Annotated in this window: 14 protein-coding genes and 1 pseudogene; 12 read left to right on the top strand and 3 right to left on the bottom strand. The window is 65.7% G+C overall.

From position 1 onward, the window contains the following. Positions 1 to 113: 113 nt before the first annotated feature. Positions 114 to 407 (bottom strand): GIY-YIG nuclease family protein, encoded by a 294-nt coding sequence (locus ACZ1JX_RS18050; protein ID WP_465126732.1) that lies wholly within the window; start codon positions 405 to 407, stop codon positions 114 to 116. 180 nt (positions 408 to 587) lie between these two features. Here ACZ1JX_RS18050 and ACZ1JX_RS18045 point away from each other — a divergent pair, with 180 nt between their 5' ends. The 9 genes and pseudogenes from ACZ1JX_RS18045 to ACZ1JX_RS18005 all read left to right on the top strand — a co-directional run. Beyond that, positions 588 to 1727, top strand: a complete 1140-nt coding sequence (locus ACZ1JX_RS18045; protein WP_465126731.1) for a helix-turn-helix transcriptional regulator — start codon at positions 588 to 590, stop codon at positions 1725 to 1727. A gap of 156 nt (positions 1728 to 1883) precedes the next feature. Then, positions 1884 to 4037, top strand: coding sequence for an oxidoreductase (locus ACZ1JX_RS18040; protein ID WP_465126730.1), 2154 nt, complete (start codon positions 1884 to 1886; stop codon positions 4035 to 4037). 144 nt (positions 4038 to 4181) lie between these two features. After that, complete coding sequence (locus tag ACZ1JX_RS18035; RefSeq protein WP_465126729.1) at positions 4182 to 4691, top strand: Lrp/AsnC family transcriptional regulator; 510 nt, start codon at positions 4182 to 4184, stop codon at positions 4689 to 4691. 3 nt (positions 4692 to 4694) lie between these two features. Continuing rightward, positions 4695 to 5183 carry an Lrp/AsnC family transcriptional regulator gene (locus tag ACZ1JX_RS18030; RefSeq protein ID WP_465126728.1) on the top strand — a complete coding sequence of 163 codons (489 nt, stop codon included), beginning with the start codon at positions 4695 to 4697 and terminating at the stop codon, positions 5181 to 5183. 176 nt (positions 5184 to 5359) lie between these two features. Further along, entirely contained in the window at positions 5360 to 6841 is a 1482-nt protein-coding gene (locus ACZ1JX_RS18025; protein WP_465126727.1) for a carboxylesterase/lipase family protein, read from the top strand. A gap of 5 nt (positions 6842 to 6846) precedes the next feature. Then, positions 6847 to 7620, top strand: a complete 774-nt coding sequence (locus ACZ1JX_RS18020; protein ID WP_465126726.1) for an SDR family NAD(P)-dependent oxidoreductase — start codon at positions 6847 to 6849, stop codon at positions 7618 to 7620. A 118-nt stretch (positions 7621 to 7738) separates the two neighbouring features. Beyond that, positions 7739 to 9919 carry a TonB-dependent receptor gene (locus ACZ1JX_RS18015; RefSeq protein WP_465126725.1) on the top strand — a complete coding sequence of 727 codons (2181 nt, stop codon included), beginning with the start codon at positions 7739 to 7741 and terminating at the stop codon, positions 9917 to 9919. Positions 9920 to 9922: 3 nt separating this feature from the next. Then, positions 9923 to 11326 (top strand): FAD-binding oxidoreductase, encoded by a 1404-nt coding sequence (locus ACZ1JX_RS18010; protein WP_465126724.1) that lies wholly within the window; start codon positions 9923 to 9925, stop codon positions 11324 to 11326. Next, a pseudogene (locus tag ACZ1JX_RS18005) lies at positions 11323 to 11790 on the top strand (MFS transporter); the annotation flags it as partial. The gene ACZ1JX_RS18010 and the pseudogene ACZ1JX_RS18005, both read left to right, overlap by 4 nt. Here ACZ1JX_RS18005 and ACZ1JX_RS18000 read toward each other — a convergent pair. Together ACZ1JX_RS18000 and ACZ1JX_RS17995 are read right to left on the bottom strand one after the other, a co-directional pair. After that, entirely contained in the window at positions 11707 to 11904 is a 198-nt protein-coding gene (locus ACZ1JX_RS18000) for a hypothetical protein (protein WP_465126881.1), read from the bottom strand. The pseudogene ACZ1JX_RS18005 and the gene ACZ1JX_RS18000 sit on opposite strands and share 84 nt — an antisense overlap. A gap of 150 nt (positions 11905 to 12054) precedes the next feature. After that, complete coding sequence (locus ACZ1JX_RS17995) at positions 12055 to 12237, bottom strand: hypothetical protein (RefSeq protein WP_465126880.1); 183 nt, start codon at positions 12235 to 12237, stop codon at positions 12055 to 12057. A 71-nt stretch (positions 12238 to 12308) separates the two neighbouring features. On the opposite strand from ACZ1JX_RS17995, the gene ACZ1JX_RS17990 reads away from it, so the two are divergent. Genes ACZ1JX_RS17990 through ACZ1JX_RS17980 form a run of 3 tightly spaced genes read left to right on the top strand, consistent with a single transcriptional unit; the run spans position 12309 to position 14143 of the window. Further along, positions 12309 to 12620, top strand: coding sequence for a hypothetical protein (locus tag ACZ1JX_RS17990; protein ID WP_465126879.1), 312 nt, complete (start codon positions 12309 to 12311; stop codon positions 12618 to 12620). Positions 12621 to 12680: 60 nt separating this feature from the next. Further along, on the top strand, positions 12681 to 13451 hold the full coding sequence (locus ACZ1JX_RS17985) for a helix-turn-helix transcriptional regulator (RefSeq protein WP_465126723.1): 771 nt from the start codon (positions 12681 to 12683) through the stop codon (positions 13449 to 13451). After that, positions 13448 to 14143 (top strand): FadR/GntR family transcriptional regulator, encoded by a 696-nt coding sequence (locus ACZ1JX_RS17980; protein WP_465126722.1) that lies wholly within the window; start codon positions 13448 to 13450, stop codon positions 14141 to 14143. Before ACZ1JX_RS17985 ends, ACZ1JX_RS17980 begins: the two co-directional genes overlap by 4 nt. The last annotated feature ends 70 nt before the right edge of the window (positions 14144 to 14213 follow it).

Raw genomic sequence — 14213 nt, 5'->3', positions numbered from 1 at the left:
GGTTGTGGGCCCCGGCCTTCGCCGGGGCGACGGAGATTGGAGCGATCTCACCTTCTCGTCGCCCCGGCGGAGGCCGGGGCCCATGACCTTGCGGCCAGCGCTAGAGTAATGGCCTAGAGATAGGCCAGCTGGTCGAACAGGTCGTCCCAGCCGCCGTTGATTGAATGGATCAGGCGGATTTTCCAGGCGCGGCGCCATTCCTTGATCTGCTTTTCGCGGGCAATGGCAGCCTCGATCTCGTCGTGCCGTTCGGCATAGACGAGGCGGACGAGGCCGTGCTGGCGGCAGAACGACGAGCCGCGGCCTTCGCGGTGCTGGGTTACGCGGGCGGCGAGGTCTGCGGTCACGCCGGTGTAGAGCGTGCCATTGGGCCGGTTGGTCATGATGTAAACCCAGCCGCCTTTCATTGTCCGGGATGTACCATGCGGCGGGGGGCCTGCAGGGGGAGATGCTGCGGGAATGGTGGCGTTTCGCAGATGTTGTGCGCGGCGATAGGGCATGGGCCCCGGCCTGCGCCGGGGTGACGGTTTGCGGGCTTAGGTGCTTGGCGGTTGTCGGATCGCGGGTACGCGGCCTATGCTGCGTGCATGGGTGGAGCGATTGACGAGGGGTTTTCGGATTTGCTGGCCCGGCTCTATGCCGGGGTGTCGCCGGGCGTGGGGGGGGAGCAGCCGTGGCGGGCGTTTCTCGAGGCGCTGGCGCGGTGGATGGAGGCGAGTTTTGCGACGCTGATCATCACGGCGCCGGGCAAGCGCCAGCCTGCGACATTCCTGACGCCGGGGTCGAGCCCTGATTTCGATGCCGCCTATACCGAGACGCTGTTTGCCGAGGACCCGTTTCAGGGGCTGAGCGATGGCGTGGTCACGTCCTATGCCGAGTTCATGGCCGACCTGCCCGACAGCGCCTTTGCCACCTACCGGCGCGCGATGGCCCAGAGCGGGTTCGACCGGGTGCTGGGGATCGATCTGCATTTTGGCGGGGGCAGGGCAGGGCGGCCCGACGACGGGCGCTACGAGGCGCGGTTCCGGGTCAGCCGCCACAATTCGCTGCCCGATTTCACCCGCGAGGAGCGCGCGCGGCTGCAGGCGCTGGCGCAGCATCTGCGCATCGCGGTGACCCTGTTCGAGAAGCTACAGTTTGCAGGGGCCGAGCACGGCATGTTCCATGCGACGGCGCAAGGGCTGGGGCTTGCGCTGCTGGTGCTTGATCGCAATCGCCGGATCGTCAGCAGCAATGCGCTGGCCGAGAGCCTGCTGGCGCAGGACGAGGGATTGAAACGGCGCGGCGAGGAGCTGGCCTTTGCCGATGGAGCGCACCAGCGGCTGGTGGGCGAGTTGCTCGCCGATGGGCGTCGTGCCAGCGGACTCACGCGGTTCCGTATCGAGCGGCCCGGCCACGGCGATGTGGTGGTGACGGCGCGGCCCTTGGACCTTAGCGCCATTCACGCCGGGACCGGGGCGCTGGCGCTGTTCCTTGCCAGTCCCCATCGCCAGCAGGGCGCGGAAAGCCGCAAGGACCCGGCTGCCTTGCGCGAACTACTCGGCCTGACCATGGCCGAGGCGCGGCTGGCATCGGTGCTGGCCGAGGGGATGAGCCTGGTCGAGGCGGCAAAGGCGCTGGGCATTGCGCACAACACCGCCAAGGTGCAACTGCGCGCGGTCTTCGCCAAGACCGGGGTGCACCGGCAGGCGCAGCTGGTGGCGCTGCTTGCGTCGCTGGCCGGGTAGGCTTTGCGAATTTCAGCTTGCGCCTGCGCCATTCCCCTTGAAAAACGTAAATCAATAGATCATGAATTACGCAAGATAAGATAATGGCCGGGGATAAGAGGATGGCTGCGCAAGATTCGCGCTTGTCCTTCGCTCCGGCATCACGGAGCTGCCAGCATGACCTCGAACCGCTATCCCCACCTGCTCTCGCCGGGCCGCATCGGCACGATGGAGACGAGGAACCGCATTGCCGTGGCCGCGATGGGGGTCAGCTTTTCGGAAGACGATGGCACCGTGGGCGAGCGGATCATGGCCTATCACGAGGAGCAGGCCAAAGGCGGCGTCGGGCTGATCGTCTCGGGCGTGGCGGGCGTGGCCTGGCCGGTGGGCGCGGTGGCCGTGGGGCAGACCGCGATCTCCGAGGACCGCTTCATTCCCAAGCTCAGGGAAATGACCGACCGCGTGCACAAGCATGGGGCGAAGATCGCCGCGCAGCTGCACCATGGCGGGTTTGTGGCGGGCTATTCGTTCAACCGCTGGGGGCACAAGCTGTGGGGTCCTGCAGTGCCGCCCGCGCCCAAGGGCAGCTTCATCGACTACTTCCTGATGGAGGAACTGCAGGCGCTGGCAGGCATGAAGATGCCCGAGATCAAGGTGCTGGAGCAGGACGACATCGATCTTGCCGTCAGCCAGTTTGCGGCTGGCGCGCGCCGCGCGAAGGAGGCGGGGTTCGATGGCGTGGAGATCCACGGCGGTCACGGCTACCTGCTGTCCTCGTTCACCTCGCCCTATACCAATACCCGCACCGACCAGTACGGCGGCAGTCTGGAGAACCGGCTGCGGCTGACTTGCGACGTGATCCGCGCGATCCGCGCCGAAGTGGGCAGGGACTACCCGGTGTGGATCAAGCTCGATTCGCGCGAAGTGGGCAAGCCCGGCGGGATCACGCTGGAAATGGCGCAGGAGGCGGCCAAGCTGGTCGAGGCGGCGGGCGTCGATGCGATTGCGGTCACGGCCTATCACGATACGGCGGTGGGCAAGCTCCATTCGGAATCGAACATCCCGCATATCGAGGACTGGAACCTTCCGGCGGCCAAGGCGATACGCGCGGTGGTTTCGATCCCGGTGATCGGCGCGGGCCGCGTCGAGGTGGAGACGGCGGATGCGACGATCGGCCGGGGCGAGGCGGACTTCGTGGCGATGGGGCGCAAGCTGCTGGCTGATCCGCACCTGCCGAGGAAGCTTAGCCAAGGGCAGGACGAGAAGGTGCGGCCTTGCGTCTATTGCTACACCTGCGTCAGCGCGATCTACATGGGGGAGAGCGCGCGCTGTGCGGTGAACCCGGATCTGGGGCTGGAGTTCAAGGGCGCGGTCGCTCCTGCCGACAGTCCGCGCAAGTTCGCCGTGGTGGGCGGTGGTCCCGGCGGCATGGAAGCGGCGCGCAGGCTGGCGGCGCTGGGCCACAAGGTCACGCTGATCGAGAAGTCGGACCGGCTGGGCGGCACGCTGCGCTTTGCCAGCCTTGCCTATGAGCCCAACGAGCGCGTGCTCGAATGGTTGAAGCGCGAAGTGGCCGAGGCGGGGGTCGAGGTCAGGCTTTCGACAGTTGCGACGCCAGAACTGCTGCGCTCGCTGGGTGCCGAGGCGGTGATCGTGGCGAGCGGGGCGGTGCGCGGGATGCCTGCCATTCCCGGCAACGATCAGGATCATGTCTATTCGGGCGACGACATGCGCGCGATGATGCTGGGCGAGGATACGGCAGCCCTGAAGCGCAAGACCGGGCTGTTCACGCGGCTTGCCACCAAGGTCGGCGCGGCGACCGGGGCGACGGCAAACCTCGCGCTGGTGCGCAAGGCGACCCATGCGTGGATGCCGCTGGCCGACAGCGTGACGATCATCGGCGGCGAGCTGGTCGGGCTGGAGCTGGCCGAGTTCCTGTGCGAGCGCGGGCGCACGGTCAACGTGATCGAGGAAGCGCCACGGCTGGGCAAGGGGCTGACGCTGGTGCGGCGGATGCGGATCATGGCGGAGCTGACCGAGCATGGCGTCGGGCTGCATGGCGGGGCGCGCGATATCGTAATCGGCAAGGACAGCGTGAGCTTCGTCAATGCGGCGGGCGAGCAGGTCGTGGTGCCGGCGGGCAACGTGATCGTGGCCAAGGGTGCCGAGGGCGACCTTTCGCTGGCCGAAACCTTGCGCGCGGCCGGATTTACCGTCCACGCGATCGGCGATGCCAATGGCGTCGGCTATATCGAGGGCGCGATGCGCGGCGCGGCCGATGCGGTGCGCGCATTGGCTGGCGAACCTGCGTCCGATGTCGCCCATGCGTGACATGCACGGCGTCTGCGGAGCAAAACCGCGCCAAACCTTGCGCATGATCCGCCTTTGCCGCTGGATCGGTCTATAATGAGGTTGACGGATCACCCCCCCTTGCGCAAACCCGCCCGAGACAATTCGGGCGGCACGCCGGGGACCATGACGCAGACTTTCAGCTACGACGCGACCGATCTCAACATCGTCGAACAACTCCGCCTGAACGGGCGGGCCAACAACCAGCAGATCGCCGAGAAGCTCGGGCTTACGGCGACGACGGTTTCGACGCGCATCAAGCGCATGGAAGATGCCGACCAGCTGCGCGTGGTGGCGGTATCGGACTTCACCGCGCACGGCTTCAACGTGCTGCTTCGCATTTCGGTCGAGGTTGACGGGCGCCCCGCTTCGGAAGTGGCGGCGGAACTGGCGGCCTTGCCGGAAGTCTTCGCAACGCATCTGGTGACGGGCCGCTACGATATCGACATGCTCGTGGCGCTGCATGATTTCGACGACCTGTCGCAGTTCCTGCTTGAGGACCTGTCCGGCGTGCGCGGCATCCGCTCGCTTACCCCAGCGGTGGTGGTCGACATCATCAAGTACAAGTTCGACGTGGCCCCGATTGCGGGCCGCGCGGGCGCGGCCAACATCAAGTTTACGGGCCGGGAGGGCTGAACCATGGCGGCACCGGCACTTGACGCGCTCGACCAGCAGCTGATCGAAATGCTCTCGAGCGACGCGCGCGTTTCCAACCGCAAGATCGCGGCGGAACTGGGCGTGACCGAAGGCACCGTGCGCGGCCGCATCAAGCGGTTGCAGCAGGACGGGCTGATCGCGTTCACCGCGATCACCGGCTTCGAAATGGGCAAGCGCGCGCGCCTTGCCTTCATCAACATCCAGGTCGACGTGCACCGCGTGCGCGAAGTGGCGCAGGTGGTGGCCGACATTCCCGGCATCAACGCAGTGCTGATCACGATGGGCGAATTCAACCTCGCCGCGCTGTGCCTGATCGATGAACTGGACGCGCTGGTCGAACTGGCCTCGGACAAGATCCTCGCCATCGATGGCGTCCACCATGTCGAGACCTCGATCGCGGTGAAGACGGTCAAGTACAACTCGCGCATGGCCAAGATCACCAAGCCTGAAGTGATCGACGACGAGGGCTAAAGGCGGTGCTTGCGGGCTGGGCCTGAGAATTGGGCTTAAGGGCTGGGACTCACCGACGCAAAAGGTCAGGCTGTTGGCTTTACGCCGACGCCCTTCGGACAAATGCACAATGGGACTGCCGATCGGCATAGCGCCCGGGGGATGACGCGGGGCGCCCACGAGCGCATGCTGCGCGCATGAGTGATGTGATCCTGACTCCAGTCATGACCGAAGCCGGACCGGTGCGCGGGCGCCTCTCAGGTGGCGTGCGCACGTTTCTGGGAATCCCCTACGCCGCGCCGCCGGTCCGCTTCGAACTGCCGCAGCCACCCGCGTCGTGGACCAAAGTGCTTGAGGCCGTCGATCCTGGCCCTTCTGCTCCGCACCAGGTCCGCGAGATGCCGCAGCTAGACGTCATCCCGCTGATAGGCAGAGGCAGTGACGGTAGCGATGGCGACTATCTGCGCGTGAATGTCTGGGCACCCGAGAATGCGGACGGCGCGCCGGTGATGGTGTGGATCCACGGGGGTGGATTCGTCGTCGGCAGCAAGGATGCGCCGGTCAGCGATGGCAGCGCTTTCGCGCGATCGGGCGTGATCTGCGTGGCCATCAACTATCGCATGGGCATCGACGGCTTCCTGCCGGTTCCTGGAGTGCCGACCAACCTCGGCCTCCGCGATATGCTCTTCGCACTGCGGTGGGTACAGGACAACATCGCCGCTTTCGGCGGCGATAAGGCCAATGTGACCGTCTTTGGCGAAAGCGCGGGCGCCATGGCGATTGCCAACCTCGTCGCATCGCCTTTGGCGCGCGGGCTGTTTGGCCGGGCCATCATCCAGAGCGGGCACGGTGCCATGGTGCGCGACATTGCGGTGGCGCAGCGACTGGTGCGCAAGCTAGCGCGCCTGCTCAAGGTCACGCCTGATGCCGCAGGGTTCGGCAAGGTGACCCACGAGCAGGCAAGCGATGCGCTCGAAAAGGTTGCCAAGCCGCTGGCGGTGGACTTGCGCGACGCTGCAGGGTTCGAGCCGGTCTACGGCATCAGTCGGTTCATTCCGGTATGGGGCGACGACGTGCTGCCACTCAAGCCGGTCGATGCACTGCGCCGGGGAGCGGGTGTGGAAGTGGATCTGCTGATCGGCACCAATGCGGAGGAGATGAACCTCTACTTCGTGCCGACCGGCTTTCGCGACAAGATCCCCGGGCTCCTGGCATGGTGGCTGCTGTCGCGTTCGCACCCTGCTGCGCGCGCCGCGCTCAAGGCCTATGGTTTCGGGCAGAAAGGCATTCGCGCAGGCGTGGCGATGACGCGGGCGATGTCCGATCTCGTGTTCCGCTGGCCCGCCCGCCAGTTCGCCTCGGCGCACAAGGGACGCACGTTCATGTACGAGATGGACTGGCGCTCGACAGCCAGCGGTGGCGAGCTGGGTGCTTGCCATGGCATCGAGATGCCCTTCGTGTTCAAGACCCTCGCAACGGTGACAGGACCTCGCGGCCTGGCCGGGGAAACGCCGCCCAACGAGCTGGCCGCGCGGACCCACGCGATCTGGGTCGGCTTCGCGCGCGACGGCACGCTGCCATGGCAGCCTTGGAACGGGGACCGGCTGATCTATCAGCTTGCCGCCGGCGATACGATCCACGAGCCGCCGATGCCTGCGTCCGGCTTCCTTCCGGATTAGAACCCATGTACCTTGAGAAGCTGCGGCTCGATGGACGCACTGCCTTCATCACCGGGGGCGGGCAGGGAATAGGGCTGGCCTCAGCGCAGGCGCTTGGCGAAGCAGGCGCACAGGTGACCATCGCCGACCGCGATCCCGGCGCGCTCAGACAGGCGGTTAAAATACTGAGCTCCAGCGGGGTAGAGGCGACGGCCTGCATACTCGACGTGACCGATTCCGTAGCGGTTGCAGCCGCGGCCGATGACATGCTGGCGCGACACGGACGGATCGACATCCTCGTCAACAATGCCGGCATCGCGCGCAGTGAGACCCCGGCCGAGGCGGTCGAGGACGAGCACTGGCGCAATGTGCTCGACGTCAATCTCAACGGCAGCTTCTGGTGCGCGCGCGCCTTTGGCCGCCACATGCTCGCAGCGGGGCGGGGTAGCATCGTCAATATCGGGTCGATGAGCGGCTTCATCGTCAACCGGCCACAGCCGCAGAGCTACTACAACGCGTCCAAGGCCGCGGTTCACCAGCTGACGCGAAGCCTTGCTGCCGAATGGGGGAGCCGGGGCGTGCGAGTGAATGCGGTGGCACCGACCTATATCGCAACGCCGCTCAACGCCTTTGCCGACCGGGACGGCGAAATGTACCGCCGCTGGATCGATGGAACGCCGCAGAAGCGGTTGGGCGAGCCTGAGGAGGTCGCCGCTGTCGTGTTGTTCCTCGCCTCCGACATGGCCTCGCTGATGACCGGCAGCATCGTGCTCGCCGACGGCGGATACACCTGCTGGTGAGCCATGCGGCAAAGTCAGGCTGACGATCTGCACAGTCGGGAAACCTTTAATACAGGTCTGCAAGCTGTCATACAGGTTGACAAGCGCCAATAATCGCCCCGGGGAGAGGAACCTCCACATGCTTTCAATTCGCCATGCCATTCTTGCCACCACCGCCGCAATGACGCTGGCCGGTGCGGGTGCCGCCCGCGCCCAAGCCCAAACTCAGGCCGGTGCTGCCGAAGACGCAGCAACCAATTCCCCTGCTGACGCCTCCATCGTGGTCACCGCGCGCAAGCGCGCCGAGACGGTCAAGGACGTGCCGGTCTCGGTGACCGCGATCAACGGGGATACGCTTGCCGCGCGCGGCCTCAATTCGGTGCGCGAAGCTGCCGTGCTGTCGCCTGGCCTCAATATCAACAGCGACGGCGCGGGCCGCGCATTCGTCGCGATCCGCGGCGTGGGCGTGACGCTGGTGCAATCGGTCCAGCCCGGCGTGGGCCTGTTCGTCGATGGCATCTATCGCCCGAACACCGCCTATCTCAACAACCCGCTGGTCGATGTCGAGCGGATCGAAGTGCTGCGCGGACCGCAGGGTACGCTCTATGGCAAGAACACGCTGGGCGGCGCCATCAACGTCATCACCCGGCAACCGGGCAACGAATTCGCAGTGCGTGCGAGCGCCAGCTATGCCGGTACGGACCACCAGTTCATTGCCAGCGGATCGGTGTCGGCTCCGGTCGTAGAGGACCTGCTTGCCGTACGCATCGCCGGATCGCACCAGCAGCAGGACGGCTTCTCGCGCAACAACCTGCTTGGCAAGGACGGCAATCCGTTCAAAAGCGATTCGATCAACAGCACGCTTCGCTTCACGCCGGGTGCGGCCGAACTGACCGTGAATGGCTATTACGACTGGATTGACTCGGTCAACATTCCCTACTCGCGGATCAGCGGGCCGCAGGCCTATTCGCGTGACCTGACCTTCAACACGCTGAACCGGGTCAAGTACAAGTATCGCGGCGTCAACGCAAAGCTGGCCGTGCCGGTCGATGCGCTTTCGAGCAAGCTGACCCTGATCGGCGCATGGGATGCCCGCTCGGCCCAGAACATCGAAGGCGATGTGGATTTCGGCCCAGGCGATTTTGCACGGGCGACGGGCGGTGACGAGCTGCGCACAAAGACAGTCGAGCTGCGGCTCGACAGCGACATCTCCTCGAGCCTCTCGACGCTCGTCGGCGTGTTCTACAGCCGCGAGGAAGCCCACGCTATCGACGCGACGACGCTGTTCCCGGCCTTCAGCGGGCTGCCGTTCAATATCACGCGCAACACCGTCAACGCCACCAAGGCGGATACTTACGCAGCTTTCGGCACCATGTTCTGGAAGCCGACGCCCGACTGGGAAGTGGCCGTTGGCCTGCGCTACGATCACGAAAACCGCGTGGCGAACGGATCGGTCGTGACCGTGCTCGGCCCGCTCGGCTCGGTCGGTGGCGCCCTGCCTGCAGCCCGGATCACCTCGAGCGAGTGGCAGCCGAAGCTGACCATCAAGCGCAACTGGTCAAGCACGCTGATGACTTATGCATCGGTGGCGCGCGGCTACCGCGGCGGTGGATTCAATGCGCCGACCGCACCGACGCGGACCTATAGCGGCGACAGCGCCTGGACCTACGAGCTGGGCGCCAAGTATGCGGCACCCGATGGCAGAAGCGGCCTTTCCAGCGCCATCTTCTATAACGACTACAAGGACTACATCGGCCTCAATTCGATTGCCCCGGCCGCCGGTGGTGGGCTGGTCACGGTCGATCTCAATAGCGGCAATGTCGAGAGCTACGGCCTTGAGCTCGAAGGCTTCGTGCGGCCGATCCCGGCATGGTCGATCCGCGGTGGCGTGACACTGATGCATGCGCGTTTGACCGACAGTTCGGCCTATACCCGCACCACCGGGCGGTTGCTGGCTTCGGACCGACTGACTTTCCAGCCGGACTGGTCGGCAAACGTCGCCAGCGACTATACGATCGATCTCGGCAAGGACCAGATCGTGCTCGGTGCGAACCTGACCGGCAAGGGCAAGCGCCTTGCAGCAACGCTCAACCAGACGACGCCGACGACGCTCGATGGCTACTGGCTGGTCGGCGCATCGGCCACCTATCGCACCGGTCCGGTCGAGATATCGGGCTTCGTCAACAACCTGCTCAACAAGGGCTACTGGGAAAGCTACATCGAGCGCACCACCCTGCAACTTGCCGGCCTTCCGGCCTCGGACCTCGGGATCATGGGCGATGCGCGGCGTTACGGCGTGCGTGCAAGCATGAAGTTCTGATCCATGGCCGGTGTCGCGTCATCCCGAGGGCCAAGCCCCCTGCCTGACGGGTTCTTGTCCGGCCTGGAGAAGCGCTTCGGCGAACAGCTCCAGACCGGGCAGACGATCTGCGAACAGCACGGTTCGAGTGAATCGCACTTCGAGAACATGACGCCCGATGCCGTGGTCTTCGCGCAAAGCCGGCAGGATGTGGTCGATCTGGTGAACCTGTGTGCTGGTGCCGCTGTGCCGATCGTGCCGTTTGGCGCAGGCACCTCGATCGAGGGCAACGCGGCCGCGCCGTTTGGCGGTATCTGCCTCGACATGTCGCGGATGAACCGCATCGTGGCGGTGAACGACGCCGACTTCGACTGCGTGATCGAACCTGGAGTGCGGCGCGAGGAACTGAACCTGCACTTGCGCGATCGGGGCCTGTTCTTCCCGATCGATCCGGGCGCCAATGCGACCATCGGCGGCATGGCCTCCACCCGTGCCTCGGGCACCAACGCGGTGCGCTATGGCACGATGAAGGACGCGGTGCTCGCCCTGGAGATCGTGACACCGCAGGGCAACGTGATCCGCACGGCGCGGCGCGCGCGCAAGTCGGCGGCGGGATATGACCTCACGCGTCTCTATGTCGGCTCCGAAGGGACGCTGGGTATCATCACCGAGATCACGCTGCGCCTCCACCCGATCCCCGAAGCGATTTCGTCTGCGGTCTGCAGCTTCGCAACGCTCGAAGGCGCTGTCGAGACCGTCGTCCAGTCGATCTATTGCAGCGTCCCGCTGGCCCGCGTCGAGATTCTCGATGCCCTGCAGATGCGCGCGGTCAACCGCTGGTCGAAGCTGGATTATCCCGAAGCGCCGACGCTGTTCTTCGAATTTCACGGCACGCCGTCCCATGTCGCCGAACAGGTTGCGACGGTCGAGGCGCTGGCAAGTGCCAACGGCGGTGCGGCCTTTGCCTGGTCCGACAAGCCGGAAGAGCGCAGCCGGCTGTGGCGTGCGCGGCATGAAGCCTACTATGCGGCCATCAATCTGCGGCAGGGTGCGGTAGGCTGGGCCACCGATGTCTGCGTGCCGATGAGCCGACTTGCCGAATGCATCCTCGAGACGCAGCAGGATCTCGCCGTATCGAGCGTGCCGGCGACCATCCTCGGCCATGTCGGCGATGGCAATTTCCATGTGGTCTTTTCGCTGGACCCGCATGCGCCCGAGGAACTGGCCGAAGTGGAGGCTATCAATGCCCGGCTGGTGGAGCGCGCCCTGGTGATGGACGGCACCTGCACCGGTGAACACGGCATCGGCCTTGGCAAGCAGGACTGGCTGGTGGCCGAACTCGGCAGCGCGGTCGAGCAGATGCGGCTGATCAAGCGGGCGTTCGATCCGCAGAACCTGTTCAATCCCGGCAAGATATTCACCCTGTGACCGCCCGTGCGGGCACCGCTGCGGAGTGCGAAGCGACGGGTGCGGCATCGCGGCGCGCGCTTGTCCCTTTGCTGGTGCTGAACCTTGCCTTGGCAACTGGCAATGTCGCGCTGGCCGTGTTTAGCGCAGTGCAGGAACAGGCCAAGGCCGAACTTGCGCTTAGCGACGTACAATTGAGCCTGGTCAGCGGGCTTGCGGTGTCCATTCCGCTTGCGATCCTAGCGGTGCCGGTCGGCCTGCAGGTGGACCGAGGCGTGAGAGTGCGGATGCTGTTGTGGACCGCGCTGGCCTGGACTGCAGGCACGCTCCTGACCGCCCTTGCCGCGAGCCTGCCATGGCTGTTCCTCGCGCGGATGCTGGGCGGGATCGGCGCCAATGTCTCAACCACGATCGCGATTTCGCTCGCAGCCGACCTGTGCCTTCCGGCGCAGCGCGGACGGGCGCTGCTTCTGCTGACCATCGGCAAGTATGCCGGGACTGGTCTTGCCTTTGCCTTGGGCGGCTGGTTGCTCGGCTGGTTCGTCGATCATGGCGGCGTAGGGGGGGCTGGCACCGTGGCGCAGCATCCACCTGGTCATCGGGCTGGCCAGCCTCGGGTTTGTTGTGCCGCTCCTGTTCCTGCGCGAGCCTGTGCGGCGCGAAGCTCTTGGAGAGGCTACGCCTGCGCTTGGCGACACCTTCCGCGCGTTGCTGGGCTATCGCCGCTTCCTCGCGGCGCTGTTCGTCGGTCAGATCGGCGTGTTCATGGCCGATGCCTCTGCGACAGTCTGGGCCGCGCCGGTGCTGTCGCGCACGTATGGCGTGACGCCGCCGCAATCGGCAGCCTGGCTTGGCGCGGTGGTATTCGCAGCGGGGATTCTGGGCTCGCTCGCGGGAGGATTTGCCGCCGATGCGGGCCATCGCCGGGACAAGCGCGGCGGCATCCTCGAGGGATGCGGTCATCGCTTCGATTCTTGCCCTGCCAGCTGCAATCTTTCCGGTCATGCCCTCCATTCCGCTATTTGCCGCCGCCTTGTTCTGCCTCCTTCTAGGCGGGACGATCACCGGCCTGACGACAGCGGCGGCGCTCGCGGTGCTCTTGCCCAACCAGCTGCGCGGGCTGGCGATTGGGGTGTTCTTCGCGATAGGCGGCCTGGTTGCGTTCGGCCTTTCGCCGACACTTGTCGCCGCGATCAGCGACGTGCTCGGCGGCGAGGGCATGATCGCGCGGGCGCTGGCGATCGTGGGGCTGGGCGTGAGCCTTGCCGGGGCTGCAGGGTTCATTGTGGCCCGACGGCATGTGCCGGACCTGTAAGACAGCCGTTGCACAACCTGTATTATAGGTTAGAAGCAATCTGCTGCAGGGAGTCGGCAGGTGAAAGAGCGCATCCAGGTTTCGCACGAAATGATCACGCTGGTTGGCAAGGGACCCGCTCCGGCGGGCGCCATCGCGCCGGGCATGCCCGATGATGCGGTGATCTTCCTGTTTCCCACGGGCAAGGCCAACGGGACCACGCTGCTCGAGTACCGCGATGGCCCGGAGCTAGACGGGACCGAGACGGCCTCGCTCGTCCTCGTGGTGGCGCGCAAGGCCTGCGAGCGTCTTTTTGCCGCCCGACCCGAGCGCGCGACGATCTGGCATCTGCCAAGCCCGCTGCTCGCGCTCGCCAACTCGATCATCGCCTGCGAGGCCTCGGGCGAAGCGCGCGTGACGCTGCGTCTGGCGCGCAGCATCGAACTGCTGTGCCAGATCCATGCCGCCCTTGCCGACGGCGCAACGCTTGTCGCGACGGGCAGCGAGAGGTGCCTTGGCGAGCTTGACGTTGCCCGCATTTCAGCGGCGCGGCGGGCCATTGACGAGAACTGGCACCAGAAGCTGACGATCCCGCAACTGGCCCGGATTGCCGGAGTCAACCGCGACAAGCTCGTCCGGGGCTTCCACGAAATCTATGGGACGACCATTGCGCAAGTGCTGGCCGAACGACGGCTGGCCGAGGCACGACGGCTGTTGCTTGGCACGGATCTACCCGTCTCGACTATCGCCTACCGATGCTCTTATCTCAACAATGCGGCCTTCACGCGCGCGTTCAACCGCAGGTTCGGCATCGCGCCGAGCGCACTTCGCCGCCGGGGGCTTGCCGCATGACGCCCACGCCCAAGATCACGCTGGTCGAAAGCGCGACCGACGCGGTGCGCGATTATATCCGGACGCGCGGGCTGAAAGTAGGCGATGCCCTGCCGAGCGAAGGCAGCTTTGCCACCGAGCTGGGGGTGAGCCGTCCGGTCATGCGCGAGGCTTTTCATGCGCTTGCCGCGCTCAAGATGATTGATGTGGGCAACGGCCGCTGTGCGCGGGTCGCGGCCATTGATGGCTCTGTCATGGGGGCATCGATCAGCCATGCCATCTCCACCGCGCAAGTCTCGCTTGCCGACGTGTGGGACGTGCGCTGTACGCTGGAACTGCGCACGGCAGAACTCGCCGCGATCAACCGGACCGACGACCAGGCCGCGGTGATCCTTCAGGCGGTCAGGGCGATGGAGGCGTGCCGCAACGGTGGCGAAAGGACGCAGGCCGACACCGCGTTTCACCAGCTGATCGCACTGGCGAGCGGCAACCAGCTGTTCTTCCAGGTGGTTCGCTCGTTCGAGCAGATGATGCACATTGCCATCCCGCGCGCATGGGCGGGGCGCACCACGCGCGAAGAGCAGGAGCAATCGCTCGAGCTTCATCGCGAAGTAGCCGAGGCCATCGCTGCACGCGATGCCGAGCTTGCCAAGGCGGCGATGGAATCGCACTTTGCCCGCTCGATCGGCGACCTGTTCCGCAATCCTGCCTAGGCGCGCCCCAGCGCGTTAGGGCGCGTCATATACACAAAAGACCTTGAAACGCGGCAATCCCCCGCGCACT

Source organism: Novosphingobium sp. BL-A-41-Hi4A-0G (assembly GCF_055521735.1).
Note: the sequence above shows the minus strand (reverse complement) of the source record. Positions and strands in the feature narration are given on the sequence as shown.

Bases quoted from the DNA above. Each gene is read 5' to 3' on its own strand.
- ACZ1JX_RS18050 (WP_465126732.1), bottom strand. From the start codon at position 407: ATGAAAGGCGGCTGGGTTTACATCATGACCAACCGGCCCAATGGCACG.
- ACZ1JX_RS18045 (WP_465126731.1), top strand. From the start codon at position 588: ATGGGTGGAGCGATTGACGAGGGGTTTTCGGATTTGCTGGCCCGGCTC.
- ACZ1JX_RS18040 (WP_465126730.1), top strand. From the start codon at position 1,884: ATGACCTCGAACCGCTATCCCCACCTGCTCTCGCCGGGCCGCATCGGC.
- ACZ1JX_RS18035 (WP_465126729.1), top strand. From the start codon at position 4,182: ATGACGCAGACTTTCAGCTACGACGCGACCGATCTCAACATCGTCGAA.
- ACZ1JX_RS18030 (WP_465126728.1), top strand. From the start codon at position 4,695: ATGGCGGCACCGGCACTTGACGCGCTCGACCAGCAGCTGATCGAAATG.
- ACZ1JX_RS18025 (WP_465126727.1), top strand. From the start codon at position 5,360: ATGAGTGATGTGATCCTGACTCCAGTCATGACCGAAGCCGGACCGGTG.
- ACZ1JX_RS18020 (WP_465126726.1), top strand. From the start codon at position 6,847: ATGTACCTTGAGAAGCTGCGGCTCGATGGACGCACTGCCTTCATCACC.
- ACZ1JX_RS18015 (WP_465126725.1), top strand. From the start codon at position 7,739: ATGCTTTCAATTCGCCATGCCATTCTTGCCACCACCGCCGCAATGACG.
- ACZ1JX_RS18010 (WP_465126724.1), top strand. From the start codon at position 9,923: ATGGCCGGTGTCGCGTCATCCCGAGGGCCAAGCCCCCTGCCTGACGGG.
- ACZ1JX_RS18000 (WP_465126881.1), bottom strand. From the start codon at position 11,904: ATGACCAGGTGGATGCTGCGCCACGGTGCCAGCCCCCCCTACGCCGCC.
- ACZ1JX_RS17990 (WP_465126879.1), top strand. From the start codon at position 12,309: ATGCCCTCCATTCCGCTATTTGCCGCCGCCTTGTTCTGCCTCCTTCTA.
- ACZ1JX_RS17980 (WP_465126722.1), top strand. From the start codon at position 13,448: ATGACGCCCACGCCCAAGATCACGCTGGTCGAAAGCGCGACCGACGCG.